Genomic DNA, 16029 nt, shown 5'->3' on the forward strand with positions numbered 1-16029 from the left:
GAACCCCGTACTCCGGTCGGTGTTCAATCTTGCCCGCATGGAGACGACGCCCGCGCCCATGAGAGCCCTGGCCACCGAAGCCGTTCACGCCGGCCGCGACGACCTCGCCCGGCAAGGACTGCACGCCCCGCCCATCGACCTGTCGACCACCTACCCCTCGTACGACAGCCGGGGCGAGGCCGCCCGTATCGACGCCTTCGCCACCACCGGCGCCGACCCGGAGGGCCCGCCCGTCTACGGGCGGCTGGGCAACCCGACCGTCGCCCGCTTCGAGACGGCCCTGGCCCGTCTGGAGGGCACCGAGTCCGCGGTGGCCTTCGCCAGCGGGATGGCCGCGCTCAGCGCGGTCCTTCTCGTACGGTCCTCCCTGGGCCTGCGCCATGTCGTCGCCGTCCGCCCCCTGTACGGATGCAGCGACCACCTGCTCACCGCCGGCCTCCTCGGCTCCGAGGTGACCTGGACCGACCCGGCGGGCATCGCGGACGCGCTGCGCCCGGACACCGGCCTGGTCATGGTCGAGTCCCCGGCCAATCCGACACTCGCCGAGGTGGACCTGCGCGCGGTGGCCCATGCCTGCGGCTCGGTCCCGCTGCTCGCGGACAACACCTTCGCCACGCCCGTACTCCAGCGCCCTGTGGAGCAGGGCGCACGGCTGGTGCTGCACAGCGCCACCAAGTACCTGGGCGGCCACGGTGACGTGATGGCGGGAGTGGTGGCCTGCGACGAGGAGTTCGCCGGACGGCTGCGGCAGGTCCGATTCGCCACCGGCGGCGTCCTCCACCCCCTCGCCGGATACCTCCTGCTCCGCGGCCTCTCCACCCTGCCGGTCCGCGTCCGCGCCGCCTCCGCCAACGCCGCCGAACTGGCCCGCCGCCTCACCGCCGACCCGCGGATCGCCCGCGTCCACTACCCGCGCATCGGCGGCGCGATGATCGCCTTCGAGGTCCACGGCGACCCGCACGAGGTGATCGCGGGCGTCCGCCTGATCACCCCGGCGGTGAGCCTCGGCAGCGTGGACACCCTGATCCAGCACCCGGCCTCCATCAGCCACCGCATCGTGGACGAGGGCGACCGACGGGAGGCGGGGGTCAGCGACCGGCTGTTGCGGATGTCGGTGGGCCTGGAGGACGTGGAGGACGTCTGGACGGATCTGGACAACGCCCTCGGCGCGATGCCGCTCAGGGGCGCGGGGCTGCATCGATACGCGGCTCCGCCGCGGGGCGCGACAAGCCACAGCACACCCGCACCCGCGATCGGGCACTAACCCCTACGGCGCTCCGGCGTCCCTGAACTCACCTGCTCCACCACGCCTTCCGAAGCCAGCCGAGCCGTGATGACCAGGGTCCCCTCCTCGATCTGATAGTCGAGGGGGAGCCCCAGCCCCCGCATGGCGGCGACCATCCCGGTGTTGGCAGCCTGCGTCACGGCGTACACACTCTCGCACCGCGCCTCCACCGCCAGCTCCACCAACCTGCGGAGCAACTCGCCACCGATACCCCGCCGCTGCCACTCGTCCTCGACGAGCAGCGCGACCTCCGTCTCGTCCCCGTCCCACAGCAGATGCCCCAGGCCGACGAGCCGACCCGACGCCGTCTGCACGGCGAGGGTCCGGCCGAACCGAGGGCTGAGCAGATGGTTGAGGTACCGGTCGGCGTCGCCGAGCGGTCCGTGGTACCGCATACCGAGCGTCCGCGAAGAGCAGCGCTCGTGCATCGCCTTCGCCGCGTCCAGGTCGCCGACGTCGGCCCGGCGCACCGTGATGTCGTTGCCCTCGGGCAGCGTCAGCACGTCCTGACTGCGCGGCACCCGGGGCCCGAGCACCGCGTCCAGCTCCACCAGGGCCCGCGCCCGCGCGAACTCGGTCGGGGTGAAGGGCAGATAGGGCCGCTCCACGGTGATCACTCCGCCTTCCGGCGCCCGCAGCCTCATCACGGTGTCCTCCAGCGTGCCCTCGGTGGGCACGGTCTCGGGCCCCGGACCCGCGGGTGACTGCCGGATCGTGCACCGGCCCAGCAACTGCCGCAGCGCCAGCGGCAGTTCCGCCGCGTCCAGCGCGGTACGGGTAGCGAGGCCCAGCACCCGGGTCGGCGCGTCGACCAGGTCATGGGCGTCGGCCCGCTCGATCCATGTACCGGTACCGCCGGCCAGCGAGACCGCCCGGGTGATCCCGGACGCCTCCAGCGCACCGGGCGCCCGCAGCAGGAACTCGTCCACCGTGCCCTCGGCCAGCGGATGCGTCTGGAGGCTGAGGATGTCGACCCGGTGTCCGGCGAGCGCCGTGCACAGCGCGGCCAGCGACCCCGGCTCGTCCTTGACCGTCGTCCGCATCCGCCACAGCGTGCTCGCCCCGGCCGGCTCCGAAGAGAGCGGACGGGCGGCGGTATCGGTATCACCGGGCGATGGCGGTGCGTGACCGTGGCGGCGTGCCCACCACGTGCGGAACCCCGCGATGGCGCCCAGCACGACCGCCGAGCTCAGCACCAGCACCGGACCGCTCGGGCCGACCCCGACCAGATGGGCGACGGCGTCCACCACCGCGACCGTCGCGAACAGCGCGGCGAGTACGACCGGGCGGCCGTGCCTCGCACGCGTCACATCAGACATTTCTCGACTCATGCATCCACTGTGAAGGAAGGGTGTTGCGTGATCACGAACGCTCTGTGACCTAGCGGTAAAGACTGGATATGTGATGTTTGTCGCTCTTGTTGCGTTTGTGCCATGGCGTCATGCCGCCACCTCCAGAGCCAGCGCGCCGCGCAACCGCCGGGCCTGCGTGACCAGTCGGGAGGAGCCGCGCCGGTCCGCCGCCCGTGCCAGATGCGGCAGCTCGCCCCGCGCCCCGGACCGCTCGGCACACTCCGCGGCCACGGCGAGCAGCTCACCGAGACCACGGGCCTTCCCGGCCTGTCCGTCCGGCCCGCCGGTCGCGAGGTCGGCGAGCAGCACGGGCAGCGTGTCCCGCAGCAGCCCCCAGATGGTGGCGTTCGCCCCGGTCGCCGCCGCCGCACGCACCGACTCCGCCAACCGCAACGGCTTCACCGCCCCGCGTCGCACCAGCTGCCCGAGATCCGCGCCCAGCAGAGCCACGTCGAGCCGCCCCCGCGCCGCGAGCACCAGCAGCGCGTCCACGGCGGCGAGCCGATCCTCCTCGTGCCGGGCCCCGAGCCCGTACGCCAGGCACAGGTGTACGGCGTCGCCCGCCTCGCCCCCGGACTCGGCGAGCAGCGGAAGTACGGCCGCGGCTCCCCGGCTGTCGTCGACGGCGACGTTCGAGAGGTCGCGCAGGACGCGGGCCGCGACGAGCTCGCGGCGCTCGGGGAGGAGGGCGAGCCAGTGCCGACGGGGGACGTCGTCCCAGTGGTAGCAGTGCCAGCGGTCCTCGTACACACTCACCGGCCGGCCCAGATGACGGAACTCGGGGCCGAAGTCCTCCTGGAGTTCAAGCAGTTCACCGAGCTCGACCAGTAGACGCGCTCCCGCGGTCCGTCTCCGGTACGTGGGGAGCGTCGGCGGCCCCGAGGAGAGCCACCGGGCGAGGCGCTCACCTTCCGTGGTGCCGAGCCCCGCCGCCTTCTCGGCCGCCGCCGCGGACGCGGACTCGTCCGTGCGGCGCACTCGCAGCAGCGCCTGGTCGAAGTCCGCCGCCGACACCCGCGCACCCAGGCGCCGGTACGCGTCGAGGCGGGCCACCAACTCGTCGGGCTCCAGCAACCCCGTGCTCCAGGTGGGCGTGGACAGCAGGAAGGGCAGCGGATCAGTGGCGGTCCGGTACGCCACCTGCGCGATCCGGGCGGTGAAAGCCCGGGTCAGCGGGCTGTGCACGCAGGCGTGTGCCGACGCCCCGTGCTGGACCGCGCGGTGGAGAGAGTCCGGACGGACCTTGCCGAGCAGCGTCGCCAGCAGGACTTCGAGCGGGGACAGGCGACCTCCGAAGGCGTACTGCCCGACGTGCGCGGGTTCGCCGCCGACCCACCACAGGCGTGCCACCACCGGGCCGAGAGCCTCGACCAGGGACTCCCGGTCCTGGTGGGCATGGCGCACGAGGCCGTCCAAGGTGCGCTCGAACGCCGCCACATCCCCGTCGGCCGCCAGCAACGCCCCGACCTCCTCGGCGAGTTCGGCGGCCGACGCGGGCACGGGGGCGAGCCGCACCGGCTCCGGGGCCGGTGGCAGCACCTCCGCGTGGACCGCGGTCTCCGATACGGCCGGCGACGCACCCAGCAGGGCGACCGCCCGGGCGCGCAACGCCGGGATCAACTGCTCCGCCGCGACACCGAGTCCGTCCCGCACCTCGGCGCCGGCCTTCAAGATGTGCCGCTCGATCAGCCTCAGGGCCCGCTCCTGCACATCCGAGTCCTCGTGCCCGAAGGCCTGCGCGGCGGCCGGCAGCAGCTCGTCGGCCGCGCCGGCGTCCCGTGCGAGAACCTTGCCCACCAGGACGAGCTGGGCCCGTACGAGCTTCTTCTCCCTGCGGAACAGCACCGCGTCCGACATCTCGGCGAGCCGGCGCACGGGCAGCGCGCCGTCCAGGGCCAGGGCACCCAGCACCGACTGCGCGTGCGAGGCCACCGTCGACGCGGCGTCCGCGGCCAGCGCCAGCCAGTCCGCCGTCCGTTCGAGCTCTTCGTCGCGGGTGAGCTCCAGAGTCTTGAGAAGGCGGAGAAACACCCGGTGGTCGGCGGGCCGGCCGCCCCGAAGAAGCCGGGCGACACAGGCGTCGACCATCGTCCGCCGGTCGAGGGTCCCCTCGGCCGTGAGCTGGGACAGAGCCGCCGTCCAGCTGTTGGGCCCGTCACCGGACAACCACCCCAACTGGGCGCCGGCCTCGTCCGTCTCGAAGACGGCGGCCACCAGTTGCACCAGATGCGGCTCCCGGCGCAGACGGTCGCGCACGGTCCCGTCGTGAGGCCAGGTGACGCCGACATGGAGCAACCAGCCCCGGACGTAGGCGTCCGTCGTCGGCACCGGACAGCCGGAGAGACGCACCAGGCCGGACACCAGCTCGTACGCCACGCCGGCACCGACCGGACGCCGCGCCAGCCGATGCGCGACGTCCGCCAGCCACGCGGGTTCACGGTCGCCCAGCACATCGATCAGCACCGCGGGCTGCGCCTGCCACCAGCGCGTGTCGGAGGCCCCGAGCCAGCTCGCCACGGCCGCCGCACCCGTCTGACAGGCCGCCCCCGCCACCTGGAGGGCGGGGTACGCACGCCGCGTGGCCGGACCCCAGCGATCCGCCCGGAGCTCCTTGCGGAGTTCCCTCAACTCGGGGAAGACCGCCCGCCGTTCCCCGTCCGTCATGCCGTCCAGCAGACCCACCACCTCGGCCGTCCGCCCACCCCGCACCGCATCCACCAGCGCACTCATCGCACACCCCCGTCGACCCGCACCGACTCCTGCTCCACGGCGGCGCCCCGCCGCACCATCCGCACCGCCAGCGCGTGCTTGCACGGCCCGCGCCCACCCCGGTATCTCGCCCACCACAGACAACTGCAGCTGAGCACCCCCGCCGCGTCCCGCACCCGGTGCGCATGTCCGTCCTCGGCCGTCACCGTGCCGCCCGCGCCGTCCAGGGCGACCGCGCCCGCCGCCACCAGCGCCCGGGCCGACCGCAGCCGCGGGTTGTGGCGCTCCACGCGCCCGGCGTCGTACGGCAGCTCCCGGTGGAAGTAGGCCGCCTCCGCCGTGTCGTACCCGACGCGGCCCGAGGTGCCCAGGCGGACCAGGGCCGCCCGGACCCGGTCGGCGGTGAGGCCCGCCGCGGCGGCGAGGTCGGCGACATCGACGCGGGGCTCCCACGCCAGCAGCACCGAGATCAGCTCCGCGTCCTGAGCGGCCTCGTCGGTCGCGAGCGCGTCGAGGACACCGCCCTCCCCGGAGAACCCGCGTGAGGCGTCGGGCGACAGCGTCAGGGTCAGCCGCATGCCCGGCAGGACGGCCTCCCAGGCGCCGGCCATGGCGGCCGTGGCGGCCGGGCCGGCTCCCGGGGTGACCGCCGGGCCGTACACCCGAAGGGCCGTCGCGTGCCGCAGCACCCGCTGGAGCGCGACCAGCCGCTCCGGCCCCGGCAGACACACCGCACCCGGCACCGCCCGGGTGGTCGGCCGCAGGGTGCCGCCCGCCGGCACCACCCAGCGCGGGCCCCCGCGCGCCCCGCCGCGAGGCAGCGCCCGCAGGAACCGCACGGCCTCGGCGGCGGGCAGCTCGGCCCGCAGATCGAAGCCCGCCGCGATCACCTGGGCCTCCGCGAAACCGCGCAGCCAACGGTCAGGGAGCGGAACCTTCTTCTCCACGACCGGGCCGTCGAGCGTGGTCACGGCCAGCTCCTCGGGGCCGACCCGCAGATGGAGCGGGTCGTCCGCGCCGATCCGTGAGAGCGCCTCGCGCAGCGGGTTGTTGACGTCGACGTTCGTCGTGCCGTGCCCCACCTCGCCGCCGTCCAGGCCGGGCGCGAGCACGTCGAGGCGGGCGTAGACCCCGCCGCAGCCGGAGAAGGACTCGAACCGCAACCGGTCGCCGTTGCCCGTCACCACCGGGTCCAGCGAGGCGCGCGACTGCGGCTGGAAGTAGCGAGCGGCCGCGACGTCGGCCACCGCGAGCAGTCCGGCGGAGGCCGCCTGAGGAGACGTCAGGAAGCCCGCGAAGAACCGCGGATGGTCCTCGGCGCCCGCGGGCGTCGCACCCCGTGAGGTCTCGAGCCCCAGTCGCTGAGCGCCCGCTGCGGACTCCAGCACGGAGGGTCGGCGATAGGCCACGGCCTGTAGAGATCGCGTCATGGAAAAACCGTAGAGGCGACCACTGACAATCGGCTCTGACCTGCGAAAACGCCGTGGCCGAGGGGGAGTTCGCAGGGCCATGGGCCGGGAGGGGATACACAGGCCGCGCACCGGGGGATGACGCCGGGACGCGGCCCGCCCAAGAGCGTACGGGAGTTACTGGCCCACGCGGCCCGGCTGGAGCACCTGGGTGAACAGCACGGTGCCGTCCGACTCCCGCAGCCGGACCGTCAGCTCGCCGCTGCCGCCGTCGATGTCGACCTCGCCGAAGAACTGGTAGCCGCCGGCGGGGGAGACGTTCGCGGTCGTCGGCGCCTTGAGGAACACCCGCTCCGGGCCGAAGGTGCCGTCCAGCGTGTTGGCAGGGAAGGCGCCGGCGTTGAGCGGCCCCGACACGAACTCCCAGAACGGTTCGAAGTCGGTGAAGGCGGCCCGGGAGGGCTGGTAGTGCTGGGCCGAGGTGTAGTGGACGTCGGCGGTCAGCCACACCGTGCCGGTGATCCGCCGGTGCTTGACGAACCGCAGCAGCTCCGCGATCTGGAGCTCACGCCCGAGCGGGGCACCCGGGTCGCCCTGCGCGACGGCCTCGATGTTGGGCCTGCCGTCCGTGGCGTCCGGCACCACCAGACCGAGCGGCATGTCCGAGGCGATGACCTTCCACACCGCCCGCGAGCGGGCCAGTTCACGCTTGAGCCAGGCCAGCTGCTCGGCGCCGAGGATGCCCTGCGGGTCGGTGGCCTGGTCGTCCGGCGAGTTGGCGTTGCGGTACGTGCGCATGTCCAGCACGAACACGTCGAGCAGCGGACCGTGGTTGACCACCCGGTACACCCGGCCGTCGGGGCGGCGCAGCGTCGAGATCGGGAAGTACTCGGAGAACGCCTGCCGGGCACGCGCGGCCAGCACGTCGAGGTTCTTCTCGGTGTAGCGGGAGTCGGCGAAGATCTCGCCGGGGAACCAGTTGTTGCTCACCTCGTGGTCGTCCCACTGGACGATCGAGGGGACCTGGGCGTTGAACCGCCGCAGGTTGTCGTCGAGCAGGTTGTAGCGGAAGTTGCCGCGGAACTCGGCCAGCGTCTCGGCGACCTTGGCCTTCTCCTCGGTGGTGACGTTCCGCCAGGTGCTGCCGTCGGGCAGGGTGACCGACGCCGAGAGCGGACCGTCGGCGTAGATGTTGTCGCCGCTGCAGATGAAGAAGTCGGGATCCAGCGCGCCCATGGCGTCGTAGATCCGGTATCCGCCGAGGTCCGGGTTGATGCCCCAGCCCTGACCGGCCAGATCGCCCGACCAGACGAACCGCACGCCGTCACGCCTCCTGGCCGAGGCCGTGCGGAACGTACCGGCGACCGGTTCGCCGGTACGGCGCGGGTCGTCGGGATCGGCCAGCCGCACCCGGTAGTGGATCTGCTCGCCGGGCGGGAGACCGTGCAGCCGGGTCGTGCCGGTGAAGTCGGTGTCCGCGCCGAGCAGCGGGCCGTGCCATCGGCGCGGATTGCGGAACGACTCGGTCGCGGACGTCTCGACGATCATGCGTGCCGGCCGGTCGGACCGCACCCACACCAGCCCCGAGTCCGAGGTCACGTCGCCCGTCTGCACACCCCAGCCCGCCTCGGGGCGCCCGGACAGGGCGAACGCCGGTGCCGAACCGGCCGTGGCGGGCAGGGCCAGGGCCGCCGACGCGACCAGGGAGCCGCGCAGGACGGTGCGGCGGTCGGGGAGCGGACGATGCGACATGGATGCGCCTCCAAGGACGGGATCCGGCCAGTGTGCGATGCCACAACTACTCGTGCGCCGCAGCGCACACGCAAACCACAGGTGAACAACTGACCGCAGGCGTACGGGAACCGGTGTGCGATACCTGTGGGCGGCGGAGTACGGCACCTATGGGTGGCGAGGTACGACACCCCTCACCCGGAGCCCGCCTCGGCCATCAGCCGTACGCCCGCACGGATCCGCGCGGGGGAGAGATGCGCATATCCCACCACGAGCCGGATCTCCGCCGAGGCTTCGGCACGCGCGTGCGCGCAGTCCGACAGCGGACGGACCGCCACCCCGGCGGCGGCCACGCGTTCCAGGAAGCGCTCCTCTGGCCCGTACCGCTCCGGCAGGGTGGCGATGACGTGCAGCCCCGCGGCGATCCCCGACACTCTCGCGCCGGGGAAGCACTCCTCCAGCGCAGCCACGAGTGCGTCGCGCCGCTCGCGGTAGGCGCGCTGGCAGCGGCGCAGTTGACGGTCGTAGTCCCCGCGCTCCACGAACCGGGCGAACAGCGCCTGGTCGAGGGTGGGATGGCCCAGGTCCATGGTCCGTTTGCGCTCGATCACCTCGTCGGCGAGCGACTCCGGTACGAGCAGCCAGCCCAGCCGCAGTCCCGGGGCGAGGGACTTGCTGACGGAACCCGCGTAGGCCACACGGTCGGGATCGAGACCCTGGAGCGCGCCGACCGGGGCACGGTCGTAGCGGAAGTCGCCGTCGTAGTCGTCCTCCAGGACGAAACCGTCCACGGACCGCGCCCAGTCGAGCAGTTCGGCACGGCGGCGCGCGGAGTACGCGATCCCGGTCGGGTACTGGTGGGCGGGCGTGGTCACGACGGCCCGTACGCCCGAGGCCCGCAGGGGGTCGACGGCGAGCCCGTCCTCGTCCAGCGGCACGGGCACCGCGGTGACGCCCGCCGCGGCATAGAGGTCGTCGTGCTGGGGGCTGCCGGGATCCTCGACACCCACCTCGCGCAGCCCGCGCGCGTGCAGGGCGAAGCCGAGCAGGGTCGACGCCTGGGCCACCCCGGACACCACCACGATCCGCTCCGGGTCGGCCACCACACCACGGCGGCGGGCGAGGAGTTCGGCCAGCGCGGTGCGCAGCCGGGGCAGCCCGCGCGGATCGGGATAGCCGAGCTCGTGGTGCGGCAGCTCCGCCAGCACCCCGCGCTGTGCCGCCGCCCAGGCGGCACGCGGGAACAGGGACAGATCGGGCGTCCCCGGCACGAAGTCCGCGCGGTCGCCGGGAGGACGCGGCGCGAGATCACGCGCGCGTGGCTGGGCGGAACGCACGGCACCGCCCACCCAGGTCCCCGCGCCCCGCCCGCTGCGCAGATACCCCTCGGCCGTCAGCTGCTCGTACGCCTCCGTCACGAGACCGCGCGACACACCGAGGTCACCGGCCAGGTCCCGGCTCGACGGCAACCGGGTACCCGACGGGAGCCTCCCCGACCGGACCGCCTCCCGCAGCGCCGCCTGCAACGAACGCCCACGCGTGCGTGCGGGCGCGGAGCCGAGCGGAAGAAGCAACTCCCACGCGGCGGACCCGTCCCGACCACCCGGGACGAGGCCGCCCCCGCCGCCCGGCGCGGAGTCGCTCCGGTCTTGGGGCGCGGACGCCTTCTGACCACCCGCCGCCGGGCTGGTCCGGTCCTGCGCCGCGGACGCCGTCCGCCCGCCCGACACGGCGCCGGCCCGGTCCTCCGACACGGAGCCTGTTCCCGCGCCCGACTCCCTGCCCCGCTTCCGATTGGTCTGCGATGACGTCATGGAACTGGACCTTAATGCGGGCCACCCCGCTGCCTAGCGTCGTTCCCATGAACGCCACCACCACCCGCGGAGCGCTCCTCGCCGCGCTCGCCTGCGTCCTCGTCGGCGCGTCCTTCACCGCCAACAGCGTCCTCGGCGACTACCCGTACGCGGGCGGCCAGTTCCTGCGCTACGGCCTCGCCTGTCTGCTACTGGTGCCACTGGTGGGACGCGGCGCGGCGGCCCGGCTGCGGACGCTCGCGCCCCGGCACTGGGCCCGTCTCGCGCTCCTCGCGGCCGTCGGGATGGTCGGCTTCAACATGGCCGTCATCGCGGCGGAACGTACGGCCGAGCCCGCCGTCCCCGGCGTCCTCGTCGGCTGCGCGCCGGTCGTGGTGGCCGTTGTCGTGCCCCTCCTCGACGGGCGCCGCCCCCGACGCACCGTCCTGTACGGGGCGTTGCTCGTGGCGCTGGGAGCCTTCACGGTCCAGGGCTGGGGGCGGACGGACGGCGCGGGCCTGGCGTTCTCCGGGTGCGCGCTGGCCGGCGAGGTCGGTTTCGCGGTCCTCGCCGTGCCCGTGCTGCGGCCCCTGGGGCCACGGCTGCTGTCGGCGACGGTGTGTGCGATCGCCGCGTTGGAGTCCCTCGCGGCCGGACTGCTGGTGGACGGCACGGCGTGGCTGCGCGTGCCCGAGCGGACCGAGGCCGCCGCGCTGCTGTGGCAGGCGGCGGTCGTCACGGTCGTCGGGTTCGTGTGCTGGTACATGGGCATGCAGCGGATCGGCGCGGAGCGCGCCACGCTGTTCTCCGGGCTCATCCCGGTCGCCGCCGCCTGCACCGCCCCGCTCGTCGGCACGGGCTCCTACGGCGCCGCCCAGGCGGTCGGGAGCGCCGTCGTCGGTGCCGGAGTCGCCCTCGGATCCCGCGCGTCGCGCAGGTCAGCGGCTGCCGTCGAGGATCACGCGCGCGACGAGCGCCGGGTCGTCGTTCATCGGGCAGTGGCCGCAGCCGGGCAGCCGCACGAGACGGGCCTTGGGGATGATCTGCTTGGCGCGGACCCCCTGCCGGCGCAGGAGCAGACGGTCCTTGCTGCCCCAGGCCACGGTGACCGGGACCCCGGGGACGTCGTCGACGAACCGCACGGAGCCGCCCGCGCGGAGGGTCTCGGTGAAGCCGGTCGCGTTCACCAGCGCGAGCGTCTCGGCGACGACGGCCTCGGGTGAACGGCGGGCCGGGTGGGCGTAGATGGTGCTGGTGAGCGCGGTGCGGCCGGCCGCCGAGCGGGACAGCCGCTCGACCATCGGCCGGGGCATCCGCAGGGCTATGCCGCGCATCGTGAGCAGCACGGCGAAGGCGTAACGCCGCTCCGCCTCCGACCAGAACCCCGCCGGGGAGAGGGCGGTGACGGACCGTACGAGCTTCTCCCGGCCGAGTTCCAGGGCGAGCAGACCGCCGAGCGAGTTGCCCGCGACATGCGGCCGGTCGAGTTCCAACGCCTCGCAGAGGGCGCCGAACACGGCGGTCGTGGTGGCGAGGTCGTAGGTCAGTCCGTCGGGCAGCGCCGGGGAGTCCCCGAAGCCGGGCAGATCCACGGCGATGACCTCGCGCTCGGTCGCCAGGATGTCCACGACCGGGTCCCAGGCCTGCCGGTGGTGACCGATGCCGTGCAGCAGGAGCAGCGGTTCGCCGCTGCCCACGCGCGCGTAGTCGACGGTCACGGTCCGCGGGCCGTGCGGGGAAGGGACCTTGAACGAGACGGTGGCGGCCATGTACGTGTGCTCCTCGTCTGGGACTCGCAGCCGGACGGCGCGTAGACAGCTTGTCAGCAATTGCTACCGGCGGGTAGCCCCCTTCGTGTGGCACGTGCCCGACTCGCCTGGACAGCATGCGAGACGTCGGCTGGGATGGTGTCGTGAGCACCGACACCGTGACCGACGTATTCGAAGAGCACCGCCCCGTCCTGGCGGGCGTCGCCTACCGCATGCTGGGGCGGGTGGCCGACGCGGAGGACGTGGTCCAGGAGGCCTGGCTGCGCTGGTCCGGGGCCGACCGCAGCGAGGTGCGCGAACCGCGCGGCTATCTGGTGCGTGTCACGACCCGCCTCGCCATCGACCGGCTGCGCCAGGTCAAGGCGCGCAACGAGGCGTACGTCGGCCCATGGCTGCCGGAACCGTACGTCACCGACTTCGGGGACACCGTCCCGGACACCGCCGAGCGCGCCGTCCTCGCCGACTCGGTCTCCCTCGCCGTCCTCGTCGTCATGGAGTCCCTGTCGCCGCTGGAACGGGCCGTGTTCGTGCTGAGGGAGGCCTTCGGGTACCCGTACGCGGAGATCGCCACCATGCTCGACCGGGGCGAAGCGGCGGTGCGCCAGCTCTGCGGGCGGGCCCGCAAGCACGTCGAGGAACGACGGCCCCGCTACGACGTCGACCCCGTCCAGCGCCGGGACCTCACCGAACGCTTCCTCGCCGCCGCCGCGGAGGGCGACCTCCAGGGGCTCATGTCGATGCTGGCCCCGGACGTCCGCCTCGTCGGCGACAGCGGCGGCAAGTCCAGGGCGCCGCTGCGCGTCATCGAGACGGCGGACAAGGTGGGCCGCTTCCTCGTCGGCGCCGCGAAGAAGGGCGTCCCGGACCTGTCCTTCCGCTTCCTGGAGCTCAACGGCGGCCCCGCGCTCCTCCTCCTGTCGGGTGACAAGCCCGACTCGGTCTTCCAACTGGACGTCGTCGACGGCCGGATCCAGTCGGTCTACGTCGTACGCAACCCCGACAAACTCCAGTCGCTCGCCGCGTAGCGAACCCCCACTCGATGCCCCCGTCCCACGACGGGGGCTTTTTCGTCATCAGGGATTGGTCTTGACCAAGGGTGGGGGCCGTCCTATGGTCGCAGAGAAGTGAAACAACCTTTAATAAACAAGGGCGCTAAAACGCCGCCGGACCACGGCGATTGCGGAGGACAGGGTGGGGACCACGCAGCTGGAAACGGTGCCGGAACCGAAATACTGGCACCTCAAAACGGTGCTCACAGAGGCGCTGGACTCCGAGTTCTCGGTAGGTGAGATCCTGCCCAACGAGCGCGATCTCGCCGCCCGGTTCGGCGTCGCCCGCGCCACGCTCCGCCAGGCTCTGGAGCAGCTCGAACTGGAAGGCCGGCTCCAGCGCCGGCGCGGTGTCGGCACGACCGTCGCCCCGCCCCGCGTGGGTGTCGCCGTCGGCACGGAGCAGCACGTCTGGCCGGGCACGGCCACGGACGCCTGGCAGTCCGTCGACAGCACGCTGGAGGTCCCGCCGGCAGCCGTCGCCGGGGCACTGGAAACCGGCCACGACGAGGCCGTGCACATCGTCCGCCGCTCCCGTATGACGCACGGCCAGCCCGTCGCCGCGGAGCTGCTCTACATCCCGCAGCTCTCGGTGCCGGACCTCTCGGCCATAGACGCCCCGTCCGGTGCGGCACGCGCGCGTGCCGTGCTGCGCGAGTTGCAGCGCCTGGGACTTGAGGGCCAGGACAGTGCTGTAGAACTGGGCTCGGCCCGCGCCGACGACGCCAAGCAGCTGGACCGGCTGCCCGGGGCGCCCGTCCTCGTGGTGACGACCCGCTTCTTCTCGGAGGGCCGCACCGCCGCGCTGTCCGTCGCCACCTACCGCGCCGACACCTGCCGGCTGACCTTCGGGGACTCCGGCGGCGTGGAGATCCACGAGGACTCCGAACGCCGGGCGTCCTGACCGCCGTAGCGCCCAACGCCTCGCGCCCCGGAGCGACTCCGGGGCGCGAGGCGTTTCAGCGACAAGAGCAGGAATCAGCGACAAGAGCAGGAACGGCACCACGCGCTCAGCGTCGCGCCGTCACCGTGCCCTCCACCGCGAAGAGTTGCTCCTCCACATGGTCGAGCGCCAGCCGCAGGGCCCCCGTCGCCACGGCGGCCTCGCCCAGGAGCGACAGCGTCACCTTCGGTGGCCGCAGACAGTAACGCGCCAACTCCTGCCGCAGCGGCTCCAGTACGTCGTCGAGGCCGGTCGCCCAGCCGCCGATGACGACCAGTTCGGGGTCGAGGGCGAGGGAGAGGGCGGCCACGTCGTGGACGAGCCGCTGGAGGAAACGGTCGACGGCCGCCCGGGCCCGCTGGTCGCCCTCGCGTGCCTGCGCGAAGACCTCGGCGACGGCCTGCTCGTCGAGCGGGTGCAGCGGCTCGTCCGTGGTGGACAGCAGCTTCTCCGGAGTCACCTCCCGCCCGAGCAGATGCAGCGCGCCGATCTCGCCCGCCGCCCCGCCGTACCCCCGGTGCAGCCGTCCGCCGATCAGCGCCCCCGCGCCCGGACTCAGCCCCGCCAGCACGAACACGACGTCGTCGGACTCGGTGGCGGCACCCTTCCAGTGCTCGGCGACCGCCGCGGCGTTGGCGTCGTTCTCCACCAGGACCGGGCACTTGAAGGAACGGCTCAGCCGCTCACCGAGGCGCAGCCCCGTCCACTGGGGCAGCGCGGCGCACAGCCGCACGGTGCCGTCCGCCTCGACGATCCCGGGCGAGGCGACCCCCACCGCCCGCAGCGACTCCCGAGCGACACCGGCCCGCCGCAGCAGCTCAGCCACCGCGGTGCGCAGCCGCTCCAGGCGCTCGTCGGCCGACGCCGTCTCGGAGACGTCCTTGGCGACGGCGCCGAGCACCCGGCCGTCCAGGTCCGACAGGAGCGCGGCGACCCGGTGGGGCCCGATGTCGAGACCCAGCAGATGCCCGGCCTCGGCCCGGAACCGGAACCGCCGCGCGGGCCGCCCCTGGCGCCGTACGACACTCTCGTCGGCCGCCTTCTCGACGACGTACCCCGCCTCGATGAGCCCTTCGACCACACCCTCGACGGTCGGCCGGGACAGACCGGTCACCCGCGTGATCTCGGTCAGCGTCGCGCAGTCCGTGGCGCGCAGCGCGTGCAGCACCACCGCGGAATTGATCCTTCGCAGCAGCGAGGGATCCCCGCCGGTCAGCCGCCCCAACGTCCGTCCTCCCAGCTCGTGCGCGTGTTGGCCGGATCGTACTCGTCAGGACGGGGCCCGGCGAGTGCGGGGACCGCAGAGATCGCTTGCTGTCCGTATCAGCCGGGCGCCACGAACCCCGACTCGTACGCCGCGATCACGGCCTGCGTGCGGTCCCGCGCCCCGAGCTTCGCCAGGACGGCGCTGACATGGGACTTCACCGTCTCCGTCCCGACGGTCAGCCGCTCGGCGATCTCCGCGTTGGACAGCCCGCGGGCCATCAGCCGCAGCACCTCGGCCTCCCGCTCGGTCAGCTGGGCCCGCTCCATCGCCGCCCGCGCCGCACGATTCCCGCCACCCTCGCCGTACTCGGCGGCGAGCTGCCGCACCGACGCCGGGAACAGCAGCGACTCGCCCTCGGCGACCAGCCGCACCGCGTGCACGATCTCGGCCGGCCGGGCCCGCTTCAGCAGGAACCCGTCGGCCCCGGCCCGCAGCGCCTCGTACACGTACTCGTCGTTCTCGAACGTCGTCACCACGAGGATCTTCGGCGGCTCGTCGACCGTCCGCAGCACCGCGCGCGTGGCCTCGATCCCGTCCAGCAGCGGCATCCGTACGTCCATGGCGACCACGTCGGGCCGCAGTCGCCGTACCAGCGGGATCACCGCGGCGCCGTCCGCCGCCTCCCCGACGACCTCGATGTCGGGCTGCGCCTCCAACACGGCCCGCAGACCCGCGCGTACGAGGGGTTCGTCGTCGACGAGGAGAACGGTGACCGGCATCCG

At 73.4% G+C, this 16029-nt stretch carries 11 protein-coding genes and 1 pseudogene; 4 read left to right on the forward strand and 8 right to left on the reverse strand.

Features of this window, described 5'->3' with window-relative positions; translation table 11 throughout:
* The first annotated feature begins 37 nt into the window (after positions 1-37).
* Entirely contained in the window at positions 38-1264 is a 1227-nt protein-coding gene (locus tag HLK59_RS09995; protein ID WP_171140963.1) for a PLP-dependent transferase, read from the forward strand.
* On the opposite strand, the gene HLK59_RS10000 is transcribed toward HLK59_RS09995, so the two are convergent.
* From HLK59_RS10000 to HLK59_RS10020, 5 genes are all read right to left on the reverse strand, one after another.
* Positions 1261-2616: a GNAT family N-acetyltransferase gene (locus tag HLK59_RS10000; protein WP_171140964.1), complete on the reverse strand. Its 1356-nt coding sequence runs from the start codon at positions 2614-2616 to the stop codon at positions 1261-1263. The genes HLK59_RS09995 and HLK59_RS10000 overlap by 4 nt on opposite strands.
* A 108-nt stretch (positions 2617-2724) precedes the next feature.
* Entirely contained in the window at positions 2725-5367 is a 2643-nt protein-coding gene (locus HLK59_RS10005; protein WP_171140965.1) for a DUF6493 family protein, read from the reverse strand.
* Positions 5364-6776 carry an SWIM zinc finger family protein gene (locus HLK59_RS10010; protein ID WP_171140966.1) on the reverse strand — a complete coding sequence of 471 codons (1413 nt, stop codon included), beginning with the start codon at positions 6774-6776 and terminating at the stop codon, positions 5364-5366. Before HLK59_RS10010 ends, HLK59_RS10005 begins: the two co-directional genes overlap by 4 nt.
* 156 nt (positions 6777-6932) lie before the next feature.
* On the reverse strand, positions 6933-8507 hold the full coding sequence (locus HLK59_RS10015) for an alkaline phosphatase D family protein (protein ID WP_171140967.1): 1575 nt from the start codon (positions 8505-8507) through the stop codon (positions 6933-6935).
* A gap of 173 nt (positions 8508-8680) precedes the next feature.
* The gene (locus HLK59_RS10020; protein WP_240982308.1) at positions 8681-10300 is read right to left on the reverse strand and encodes a PLP-dependent aminotransferase family protein; all 1620 of its coding nucleotides are present in this window, start codon (positions 10298-10300) and stop codon (positions 8681-8683) included.
* A 47-nt stretch (positions 10301-10347) separates the two neighbouring features.
* Between HLK59_RS10020 and HLK59_RS10025 the strand changes: the two are divergent.
* Positions 10348-11184 (forward strand): annotated as a pseudogene (locus HLK59_RS10025) (DMT family transporter); the annotation flags it as partial.
* A 33-nt stretch (positions 11185-11217) separates the two neighbouring features.
* On the opposite strand, the gene HLK59_RS10030 reads toward HLK59_RS10025, so the two are convergent.
* Positions 11218-12048: an alpha/beta hydrolase gene (locus HLK59_RS10030; RefSeq protein ID WP_171140968.1), complete on the reverse strand. Its 831-nt coding sequence runs from the start codon at positions 12046-12048 to the stop codon at positions 11218-11220.
* 143 nt (positions 12049-12191) lie between these two features.
* On the opposite strand from HLK59_RS10030, the gene HLK59_RS10035 reads away from it, so the two are divergent.
* Together HLK59_RS10035 and HLK59_RS10040 are read left to right on the forward strand one after the other, a co-directional pair.
* Positions 12192-13073 carry an RNA polymerase sigma-70 factor gene (locus HLK59_RS10035; RefSeq protein ID WP_171140969.1) on the forward strand — a complete coding sequence of 294 codons (882 nt, stop codon included), beginning with the start codon at positions 12192-12194 and terminating at the stop codon, positions 13071-13073.
* A 166-nt stretch (positions 13074-13239) separates the two neighbouring features.
* A complete protein-coding gene (locus HLK59_RS10040; RefSeq protein WP_171140970.1) occupies positions 13240-14001 on the forward strand; it encodes a GntR family transcriptional regulator in 762 nt (253 codons plus the stop codon).
* A 106-nt stretch (positions 14002-14107) separates the two neighbouring features.
* On the opposite strand, the gene HLK59_RS10045 is transcribed toward HLK59_RS10040, so the two are convergent.
* Both HLK59_RS10045 and HLK59_RS10050 read right to left on the reverse strand, forming a co-directional pair.
* Positions 14108-15265 carry an ROK family protein gene (locus HLK59_RS10045; RefSeq protein ID WP_171140971.1) on the reverse strand — a complete coding sequence of 386 codons (1158 nt, stop codon included), beginning with the start codon at positions 15263-15265 and terminating at the stop codon, positions 14108-14110.
* A gap of 98 nt (positions 15266-15363) precedes the next feature.
* Positions 15364-16026 carry a response regulator transcription factor gene (locus HLK59_RS10050; RefSeq protein ID WP_171140972.1) on the reverse strand — a complete coding sequence of 221 codons (663 nt, stop codon included), beginning with the start codon at positions 16024-16026 and terminating at the stop codon, positions 15364-15366.
* Positions 16027-16029 lie beyond the last annotated feature (3 nt).

Origin of the sequence: Streptomyces sp. S3(2020) (assembly GCF_013044505.1) — a bacterium.
In the GTDB taxonomy this organism is placed as follows: Bacteria; Actinomycetota; Actinomycetes; order Streptomycetales; family Streptomycetaceae; genus Streptomyces.